Raw genomic sequence first — 7,186 nt, 5'->3', positions numbered from 1 at the left:
GCTGCGCCAGCGCAAGACCATCAAATGGAACTTCTTCGACCCCGATGTATTGCCGCTGTGGATCGCCGAGATGGACTTCCCCACCGCGCCGCCGGTGGTGGACGCGGTGCGGGCATCCGTCGCCAACGAGGAGTTCGGCTACCCGTCGCTGCGCGAGGACGTGCTGCCGACGGCCACCGCCGACTGGTGCCTACGCCGCTACGGCTGGGCTGTGCAGCCCGACCGGGTGCGCGTGGTGCCGGACGTGCTCAAGGGGATGGAAGTCGTCATCAACTTCCTCACCCGCCCCGAGAGCCCAGTGGTGCTGCCGGTCCCGGCGTACATGCCGTTCTTCGACCTGCTGCGGATCACCGGTCGCCAGCGGGTGGAAATTCCCATGCCACAGCAAGATTCCGGCCGTTACGTGATGGACTTGGACGCGCTCGACGCGGCGTTCGCCAGCGGGGCCGGATCGCTCATTTTGTGCAATCCCAACAACCCGCTGGGCACCGCGTTCACCGCCGACGAGCTGCGCGCCATCGTGGACATCGCGGCCGGCCACGGCGCGCGCGTCATCGCCGACGAGATCCACGCGCCGCTGGTCTACCAGCGCCCGCACGTCGCCGCCGCGTCGGTGTCCGACACAGCCGCCGAGACGGTGATCACCCTGGTGTCGGCCTCCAAGGGATGGAACCTGCCGGGCCTGATGTGCGCCCAGGTGATCCTGTCCAACCGTCGTGACGCCGACGAGTGGAGCCGGATCAACATGCTGCACAAGATGGGCGCGTCCACAATCGGGATCCGCGCCAATATCGCCGCCTACACCCACGGCGTCAGCTGGCTGGACGAGGCGCTGGTGTATCTGCAAGCCAACCGCGACCACCTAGCACGGAGCCTGCCCGAGCTGGCGCCGGGGGTGAAAGTCAATTACCCGGAGGCCACCTACATGTCGTGGATCGATTTCCGCGCATTGCACCTGCCCACCGAACCGGCCGACTACCTGCTAGCCAACGCCAAAGTGGCAGTCAACCCGGGAATCCCGTTCGGTGCCACGGTGGGCTCGGGTTTCGTGCGGCTGAACTTTGCCACGTCTCGGACAATCCTGGATCGCGCGATCAAGGCAATCGCCGCCGCCGTGTGCTGACCGGCTACCGTGACGGTATGCGCTGCGTGTTCTGTGCGATCGTCGCCGGCGAGGCGCCGGCCGTGCGTGTCCACGAAGACGACGACTATCTGGCCATCCTCGACATCCGGCCATTCACCCGCGGCCACACACTGGTACTGCCGAAACAGCACACCGTCGACCTGACCGACACGCCCACCAAGACACTGGCCGGAATGACGGCGATCGGCCAGCGGATCGCCAACGCGGTGCGTGCCACCGAGCTGGCCGATGCAACCAACCTCGCGATCAACGACGGCCCCGCCGCCTTCCAGTCGGTGTTCCACATTCACCTGCATGTGCTGCCCCGGCGCAACGGCGACAAGCTCTCCCTCGTCAAGGGAATCCTGTTGCGCCGCGACGCGGATAGACAGGCGACCGGACGAATCCTGCGGGACGCGCTGGCGCGGATCGACGCGCGACAGTAATACTGGGCGAATGTCTTTTGCGTCCTGGCTCGAACAGCGCCTACTGCCGCCGGCGATACGCATACACAACGTCGTCTATCAAACGTCTCGCGGCTGGATCGGGCATCGGGTGCTGTGGGTTCCCAGTCTGCTGCTGCACACCGTCGGCGCCAAGACAGGCAAGGCCAGAACCACGTCGCTGACCTACGCGCGCGACGGCGACGAGTATCTGATCGTCGCGTCCAAAGGCGGTGACCCCCGGTCCCCCGGCTGGTACCACAACCTCAAAGCGCATCCTGATGCTGAAATCAATGTCGGGCCACGGCGATTCGCGGTCACCGCCAAGCCGGTGCTGCCCGGGGAACCTGGCTATGACCGACTGTGGAAGATCGTCAACGACAACAACGGCAACCGTTACGAGGCGTACCAACGCAAGACGTCACGGCCGATTCCGGTCATTGTGCTGACGCCTGTGCGCCCAGCGTGAAGCTATCGGAGACCATTGAAGACCAGTGGAGACCAGGGTCGCGATGGCGGCATCCAAGACCTTCGCATAGCAGCCGTTTTCACACCGGCAGCGGTATGGTCGTCCACCACCTCGGGCAGGACACCGACCGTAGGATCGGTGCTGTGAACCGAAGTGGACCGGCTGGGGCGCTGGCTGAGCTGATCGCCGAGCTGCCGGACCGCATGGTGGTCACCGATCCCGCGATCACCGAGGGCTACCGGCAGGACCGTGCGTTCGACCCGTCGGCGGGCAAACCGCTGGCGGTGGTCCGGCCGCGTCACACCGAAGAGGTGCAGGCGACCCTGCGCTGGGCCAGCCGGCACCGCGTCGCGGTGGTGGCGCGCGGTGCGGGCACCGGGCTGTCCGGCGGGGCGACCGCCTTGGACGAGGGCATCGTGCTGTCCACCGAGAAGATGCGCGACATCGCCGTCGACCCGGTCACCCGCACCGCGGTGTGCCAGCCCGGACTGCTCAACGCCGAGGTGAAGCAGGCCGCCGCCGAGCACGGATTGTGGTACCCGCCGGACCCGTCGTCGTTCGAGATCTGCAGCATCGGCGGCAACATCGCCACCAACGCCGGCGGCCTATGTTGCGTGAAGTACGGAGTGACCACCGACTACGTGCTGGGTGTGCAGGTGGTGCTGGCCGACGGCACCGCGGTGCGGCTGGGCGGTCCGCGGCTCAAGGACGTCGCGGGACTCTCACTGACCAAGCTGTTCGTCGGCAGCGAAGGCACCTTGGGTGTCATCACCGAGGTGACGCTGCGACTGCTGCCGGCACAACACACGTCGGCGGTGGTGGTGGCCACCTTCGCCTCGGTGCGGGCCGCGGCCGACGCGGTGCTGGCGGTGACCGGGCGGATCCGCCCGGCGATGCTGGAATTCATGGACGCCGCGGCGATCAACGCCGTGGAGGACCACTTCCGGATGGGTTTGGACCGGGATGCCGCCGCGATGGTGTTGGGCGGCTCCGACGACCGCGGCCAGGCCCGGGCTGAAGATGCCGAACTGATGGCGAGCGTGTTCGGCGAGCACGGCGCCAAGGAGGTGTTCTCCACTAATGACCCGGACGAGGGTGAGGCGTTCATCGCTGCGCGGCGGTTCGCCATCCCGGCGGTGGAAGCCACCGGCTCACTGCTGCTCGAAGACGTCGGCGTGCCGGTGCCGGCGCTGGGCGATCTGGTGATCGGCATCGAGCGGATCGCCGCCGAGCGCGAGCTGACCATCTCGGTGATCGCGCACGCCGGTGACGGCAACACCCATCCGCTGATCGTCTACGACCCCGCCGATGCGGCGATGGTGGCCCGCGCCGAGGTGGCGTTCGGCGAGATCATGGACCTGGCCGTCCGGCTGGGTGGCACCATCACCGGCGAGCACGGTGTCGGGCGGCTGAAGCGGCCCTGGCTGGCCGACTACCTGGGCCCGGACGCGATGGCGCTGAACCAGCGGGTCAAGGCCGCGCTCGACCCGCTCGGCATTCTCAACCCCGGTGCGGCGATCTGACGGTCAGCGGGCGCGAGCGTGCATAAACCCGGTGATTTGCCCGGCGCGTCGACCGGGGACACGCACACTCGCGGGGTGCGTCGTCCCAGTGTCAGGCAACCCAATAGGCTTGGGCCTTCATCGACTTGCGCGCAATACCGTAGTTTTCCCGAAGCACCTTGCTGACCGCCCTGGTGGTGCGGCTGTCGCAGGCCACCCAACCGAAGTGATCGCTGGCGGCAAAAGCGGCCGAGCTGACCGCCTGCACCAGGGCCTCCCCGGCGTTCTTGCGGTCCACCCAGGTGACATCGGTGCTGTCGGTGTCACGGAACACCGGCAGGTCCTTGTCGCCGTCGTGGCCGGCTTCTAAGAACACCCGCGCCGGTGCGTTGCCGATCGCCGCCAGCAACGTGTTGATCGCCGGCAACGATGCGCTGTCACCGACGATGACGTAGCCGGCCGGAGGCGGCTCGGGAATGGCGAATTTGCTGCCCAAGACGGTCGCCTCGATGGTGTCCCCCGGCTGCGCGGTCTGCGCCCACCGCGACGCTATCCCGTTGTGCCCTTCGTGCAATGCGAATTCGATGTCGACGGTGTCGGCGGCCGGATCCGGGTTGACCAACGTGTAGCCACGCTGGTGCAGCTTGTCCCCGTCGGTGAACCACACCCGGATCCACATGGTCGGATGCACGACACGCCCGCTGAGCAGACCGCCCGCGTCGAAGCTCAGCCGCAGGTAGTGCGCGCTGACCTCACGTCTGCCGATCACGGTGAGGCGGTAGTCGCCGGCGCCCAGCAGTTTGAGCACCGCCCCCTGCCAACCGCGAGTGGCCTTCTGGTCCGCCATCCGACGCTCCCTCCCTCGTCGAGCTTAGGGCAGCATAACCTAGCTAACTGTAGCTGGTTCAGGTTCAGGAGGGCACCCGGGTGAACCGGTGCAGCAACCAGGAGAGCGGAATCGTCACCGCCAAGGTGACTGCGAACAAGCCGAACATCCGGCCGGTGTAGACCGGCCAACGCAGCACCTCGACCATGACGATCTCCATCGTCACCAGGTGGATCAGGAAGATCTCGTAGGAGATCTCGCCCAGCCACACCATCGGCCTAGTTGCCAGTAGCCGCGCGTACCAGCCGTGGTTGTACAGCGCCAGCGGCGCCACCGCCAGGGCGGCGATGCCTGCGTAGAACACCACCTTCACCAGCGCTTCCATCAACCCGGTGGGTGAGGTCGTCGGAGCACCCGCAATCGGGGTGGAGACGATGACGTAGCTGATCACCGCCAGCGGGATCGCGACGAAGCCGTGGCAGCGCACTCCCACGGCCTGCAGCACCGTCAGCATCATCCCGGCGACGAACCACACCAGGTAGGCCGGCGGCCACAACCGGGCCCCGTCGGGCAACCAGCCCGCGGTGTGCACCAGGACCAACCAGGCCGGCGAGATCAGCATCAGCGCCGCCAGCCCCGCCAGCAGCCGCCCGGGTTGCCAGCGCCGGCGGCACAACGTCACCAGAAGCAGATATGCCAGCAGCGGCAAAGCAAAGTAGAAGCCGACTTCCACCGCCAGGCTCCACATCTGGGTGAGCCCCTGGTGGAGGTACGACCCCAGGTATCCGTCGGTGTAGATCTGGGTGAGGGTGAGATTGCGAAAGAGTCCTTCCCAGGTGTGTCCGGGATTCGGCCCGGCCGTGCGGAACTGGTAGATCAGGTAGGCCAGCAGCACGGTAACGACGTAGGCAGGCATGATACGCCGTACCCGGTGCCACGCGTAGCGCTTGATCGACGGCGGTCGACCGGCCACGGCGGCGCTTCGCACCCACGGCCGGAACAGCAGGAAGCCGGAGAGCACGAAGAAAATCGACACGCCGATCTCCATCCGGGAATACACCAGGCCGATATAGCCGTGGGTGTACTTTCCGGTCGTGTATGCGGCGTGGGTGGCGACAACCAGGATCGCCGCAACCGCGCGGATGCCGGTCAGCGACTCGACGCGGTAGCCCTGCCGGGAGCCGCCGCGGGTCACGACGTCCGTCGACAGTGTCATCCGGCGCTCCCTCGCTGGGTAGTGCCGCCAGTGCCGCGATCGCCCGTTCGACCCGGGGGACGATCGGGCTCCAGGTTGATCAGGACGCCCGAAATACGGGTGCGTTCCAGCGCTTTGAGCGTTCCGCGCGACAGTTTGGCCGGCAACTCCACCAGCGAGAAGTCCGGCCGGATGCTGATCCGGCCGAAGTCGCTGCGGTGCAGCCCGCCCTCGTTGGCCAAGGCTCCGACGATGGCGCCCGGCCCGATCCGATGCCGCTTGCCGACGGCGATGCGGTAGGTCGTGAAGCCGGTTCCGGGACGCTTTCTGCTGTCCCCGCCCGCTTTGCGCTCGGGTCGATCCGGCCGGTGGCGTCGCTTGTCCGGTGCCGGTTCCGGCTCCATCAGGAGCGCCTCGCCGTTGCGGGACTGCAGTGCCAATGCCGCGGCGACATCGGCGATCGGCACGTCGTGCTCGCGGCTGTAATCCTCGACCAGGCTGCGGAACACATCGGTGCCGGGTGCGCCGAGGGTTTCGGTGATTGAGTCGGCGAACTTCGTCACCCGCTGGGCATTGACGTGTTCGACCGTGGGCAGGTCGGCCTTAGTGAGCTTCTGTCGGGTCGCCTTCTCGATCGCCTTGAGCAGATAGCGTTCCCGCGGGCTGACGAACAGGATCGCGTTTCCGGACCGGCCGGCCCGCCCGGTGCGTCCGATGCGGTGCACGTAGGACTCGGTGTCGTACGGAATGTCGTAGTTGAGCACGTGTGAGATGCGGTCCACGTCCAGGCCGCGGGAGGCAACGTCGGTGGCCACCAGGATATCGATGCCCCCGGCCCCGCCCTCCCGCAGTGCGGCGATGGTTTTCTCGCGCTGAGGCTGGGGTACGTCACTGTTGATGGCGGCCGCCGACAGGCCTCGGGCGCAAAGCTTTTCGGCGACCTGCTCGGTGGCCTGCTTGGTGCGGACGAAGACGATCATCGCCTCGAACGGCTCGACTTCGAGCACCCGCGTCAGCGCATCCATCTTGCGCGGGCCGGCGACTTCGATGAAACGCTGGGAAATGTTTTCGGCTGTGGTGGTTTTCGCTTCGACGCTGACTTCGACCGGGTCGTGCAGGTATTTGCTGGTGATCCTGCGGATCGCCGGAGGCATTGTCGCCGAGAATAGGGCCACCTGTTTGTATTCCGGAGTGTCGGCCAGGATGCGCTCGACGTCCTCGGCGAAGCCCATGGCCAGCATCTCGTCGGCCTCATCGAGCACCAGGTAGTCCAGATGGGATAGGTCCAAGGTGCCGCGGTCCAGATGGTCGATGACACGGCCCGGGGTGCCGACCACCACCTGCGCACCGCGTTTCAGCCCGCCCAGTTGCACCCGATAAGACGAGCCGCCGTAGATCGGCAACACGTTGACCCGCGGCAGGTGCGCGCCGTACCGGCCGAACGCCTCGGCGACCTGCAGCGCCAGCTCCCGGGTCGGCGCCAGCACCAGTGCCTGGGTGACTTTGCTGGCGGTGTCGATCCTGGACAGGATCGGGATCGCGAACGCGGCGGTTTTGCCGGTGCCGGTCTGTGCCAGGCCGACCACGTCGGAGCCCGCCAGCAACGCCGGGATCGTCGCAGCCTGGAT

At 67.0% G+C, this 7,186-nt stretch carries 7 protein-coding genes; 4 read left to right on the top strand and 3 right to left on the bottom strand.

What is annotated here, in order from left to right:
• Position 1 precedes the first annotated feature (1 nt).
• The 4 genes from AC2VOP_RS02240 to AC2VOP_RS02225 all read left to right on the top strand — a co-directional run bounded on the left by AC2VOP_RS02240 (position 2) and on the right by AC2VOP_RS02225 (position 3,558).
• A complete protein-coding gene (locus tag AC2VOP_RS02240; protein WP_486959455.1) occupies positions 2 to 1,123 on the top strand; it encodes a MalY/PatB family protein in 1,122 nt (373 codons plus the stop codon).
• A 17-nt stretch (positions 1,124 to 1,140) separates the two neighbouring features.
• Positions 1,141 to 1,569: an HIT family protein gene (locus AC2VOP_RS02235; protein ID WP_486959454.1), complete on the top strand. Its 429-nt coding sequence runs from the start codon at positions 1,141 to 1,143 to the stop codon at positions 1,567 to 1,569.
• Between the two features lie 10 nt (positions 1,570 to 1,579).
• Entirely contained in the window at positions 1,580 to 2,035 is a 456-nt protein-coding gene (locus tag AC2VOP_RS02230) for a nitroreductase family deazaflavin-dependent oxidoreductase (protein ID WP_486959453.1), read from the top strand.
• A 203-nt stretch (positions 2,036 to 2,238) separates the two neighbouring features.
• Complete coding sequence (locus tag AC2VOP_RS02225) at positions 2,239 to 3,558, top strand: FAD-binding oxidoreductase (RefSeq protein WP_486959456.1); 1,320 nt, start codon at positions 2,239 to 2,241, stop codon at positions 3,556 to 3,558.
• 91 nt (positions 3,559 to 3,649) lie between these two features.
• Here the strand turns inward: AC2VOP_RS02225 and AC2VOP_RS02220 are convergent, their stop codons facing one another.
• From AC2VOP_RS02220 to AC2VOP_RS02210, 3 genes are all read right to left on the bottom strand, one after another.
• Complete coding sequence (locus tag AC2VOP_RS02220; protein WP_486959452.1) at positions 3,650 to 4,384, bottom strand: siderophore-interacting protein; 735 nt, start codon at positions 4,382 to 4,384, stop codon at positions 3,650 to 3,652.
• Between the two features lie 64 nt (positions 4,385 to 4,448).
• Positions 4,449 to 5,579 carry an acyltransferase family protein gene (locus tag AC2VOP_RS02215; protein WP_486959451.1) on the bottom strand — a complete coding sequence of 377 codons (1,131 nt, stop codon included), beginning with the start codon at positions 5,577 to 5,579 and terminating at the stop codon, positions 4,449 to 4,451.
• Positions 5,576 to 7,186, bottom strand: a 1,611-nt coding sequence (locus AC2VOP_RS02210; protein WP_486959450.1) for a DEAD/DEAH box helicase, incomplete at its 5' end; no start/stop codon positions are given. The genes AC2VOP_RS02215 and AC2VOP_RS02210, both read right to left, overlap by 4 nt.

The organism is Mycobacterium sp. TH-M106 (assembly GCF_057473765.1).
The sequence above is the reverse complement of the archived record's forward strand: the minus strand, read 5'-3'. Positions and strand labels throughout refer to the sequence as shown.

Bases quoted from the DNA above. Each gene is read 5' to 3' on its own strand.
- AC2VOP_RS02230 (WP_486959453.1), top strand. From the start codon at position 1,580: ATGTCTTTTGCGTCCTGGCTCGAACAGCGCCTACTGCCGCCGGCGATA.
- AC2VOP_RS02215 (WP_486959451.1), bottom strand. From the start codon at position 5,579: ATGACACTGTCGACGGACGTCGTGACCCGCGGCGGCTCCCGGCAGGGC.
- AC2VOP_RS02225 (WP_486959456.1), top strand. From the start codon at position 2,239: ATGGTGGTCACCGATCCCGCGATCACCGAGGGCTACCGGCAGGACCGT.
- AC2VOP_RS02235 (WP_486959454.1), top strand. From the start codon at position 1,141: ATGCGCTGCGTGTTCTGTGCGATCGTCGCCGGCGAGGCGCCGGCCGTG.
- AC2VOP_RS02220 (WP_486959452.1), bottom strand. From the start codon at position 4,384: ATGGCGGACCAGAAGGCCACTCGCGGTTGGCAGGGGGCGGTGCTCAAA.